Genomic DNA, 1,572 nt, shown 5'->3' on the forward strand with positions numbered 1-1,572 from the left:
GGTGCTGCGAGGCGTGCACCAGGAATCGGCCGCCGTACGGCTCGAAGGTGGCGGTGATGCGCTCGATGTACTCGGCGATCTCCGGGTGCGGGGCGGCTTCACGCAGGTGGGCTATGGCGTAGGCGGGCATGGTGTCCTTCCGGGTCGGTCGGGCTCCGTACGCGAAGATCGTGGCATCCCGTCGGGCCGTGGTCGATTACCCGCCGGGTAATCGTCCGGAACGCCCCCTGGCGGACGTGTCGGCGGTGCCGTCCTCAGGGCCACCCCGCCCCCGGTACACCGGCGCGAGCGGCGAGCACTCGGCCGCTGCCCGCCGCCACCATCTCGGACTCGGTCATCCCGCGCCAGCGGGCCGCAGTGATGAACAGTGTCCTTCCGTCCGGGCCGCCCAGCGCGCAGGCGAACGCCCCGCGGTCCAACGGCACCGTCTCCAGGACGGCTCCGCCTTCGGCCACGCGCACGCACCGCCGATGGGGGACGTCGGCGTACCAGACCGCGTCGCTCGCGTCGACGCAGATGCCGTCCGGGACGCCCTCGCCGAGGCCGGCCCACGGGCGTCGGCGCAGCAGCTCGCCGTCCGCGCCGATGTCGAAGGCCACCAGGCTGTGACGGTAGGAGTCCGCGACGATCAGTGTGGAGTTGTCCGCGGTCACCGCCATGCCGTTCGGGAACGCGATGCCGTCCGCCACCTGGCGCACCGAACCGTCGGGCGCCGCCAGGTGGACGGACCCGGGCCGGAACTCCTCGCCCGCCATCGGGTCGAAACCGATGCGATTGACATAGGCGTTGCCCCGGCCGTCCACCACGATGTCGTTCCAGCCCGGCATGCCGAGATCCGCGTGGGTGACCAGACCCCCGTCGGACTCACGGCGCAGGAGCCGCCCGTCCGGGGAGGAGACGACCACCATCCGGCCGTCCGGGAGCCAGGCCGTGCACAGCGGCAGCGAAGCGACCCGTGCGACGACCTCGTCGCGACCGGCGGGATCGACGGCGACGACCTCGCCCGCGGACCAGTCCGAGAAGTACAGCCGGCCGCCGTGCCAGCGCGGCGACTCGAGCAGTCCCCGGCCGGTGAGCAGCGTCGACACCTCGGTCATCGTCATCACGCCCCTTCGCGCGGCCGGCCGGTCGCCGGCCTCTCAATGTCCGTACGAACGGCGGTCGGCCGGATCGACAGGCCGGCCGGGCCACCCGAGTACGCCGTCGGGCCCAGGGGTGTCCCGGTCGTCCGGATCCAGATTCTTGACCGGGGCTCCGCGCTCCAGGATGCTGTGTTGCGACACGTGAGATGTGTGCCGTAATGAGCAACATCTCGACTCCGTATCAGCCGAGGAGTGGCCATGGCCCACCAGGTTCGTGCAGTCGTCGCGCGGGGCAAGGGCGCCCCTGTCAGCCTGGAGACGATCGTGGTGCCCGACCCCGGCCCGGGTGAGGCGCTGGTCAAGATCGAGGCGTGCGGTGTCTGCCACACGGATCTGCACTACCGCGAGGGCGGCATCAACGACGACTTCCCCTTCCTGCTGGGCCACGAGGCGGCGGGTGTGGTTGAGTCGTTCGTCGAGGGTGTCACTG

General features: G+C 71.4%; 3 protein-coding genes. 1 reads left to right on the plus strand and 2 read right to left on the minus strand.

Annotation, left to right across the window (positions count from 1 at the left end; genetic code table 11):
- Together ACFW2E_RS46590 and ACFW2E_RS46595 are read right to left on the minus strand one after the other, a co-directional pair.
- On the minus strand, positions 1–130 hold a 130-nt coding region (locus ACFW2E_RS46590), incomplete at its 3' end, for a DUF1330 domain-containing protein (RefSeq protein WP_384478173.1).
- 124 nt (positions 131–254) lie between these two features.
- On the minus strand, positions 255–1,103 hold the full coding sequence (locus tag ACFW2E_RS46595; protein ID WP_384478167.1) for an SMP-30/gluconolactonase/LRE family protein: 849 nt from the start codon (positions 1,101–1,103) through the stop codon (positions 255–257).
- Between the two features lie 237 nt (positions 1,104–1,340).
- Here ACFW2E_RS46595 and ACFW2E_RS46600 point away from each other — a divergent pair.
- Positions 1,341–1,572: alcohol dehydrogenase catalytic domain-containing protein (locus ACFW2E_RS46600; protein WP_384478170.1), on the plus strand; the 232-nt coding region annotated here is incomplete at its 3' end.

This window comes from Streptomyces sp. NPDC058964 (genome assembly GCF_042741275.1).
GTDB lineage: Bacteria > Actinomycetota > Actinomycetes > Streptomycetales > Streptomycetaceae > Streptomyces.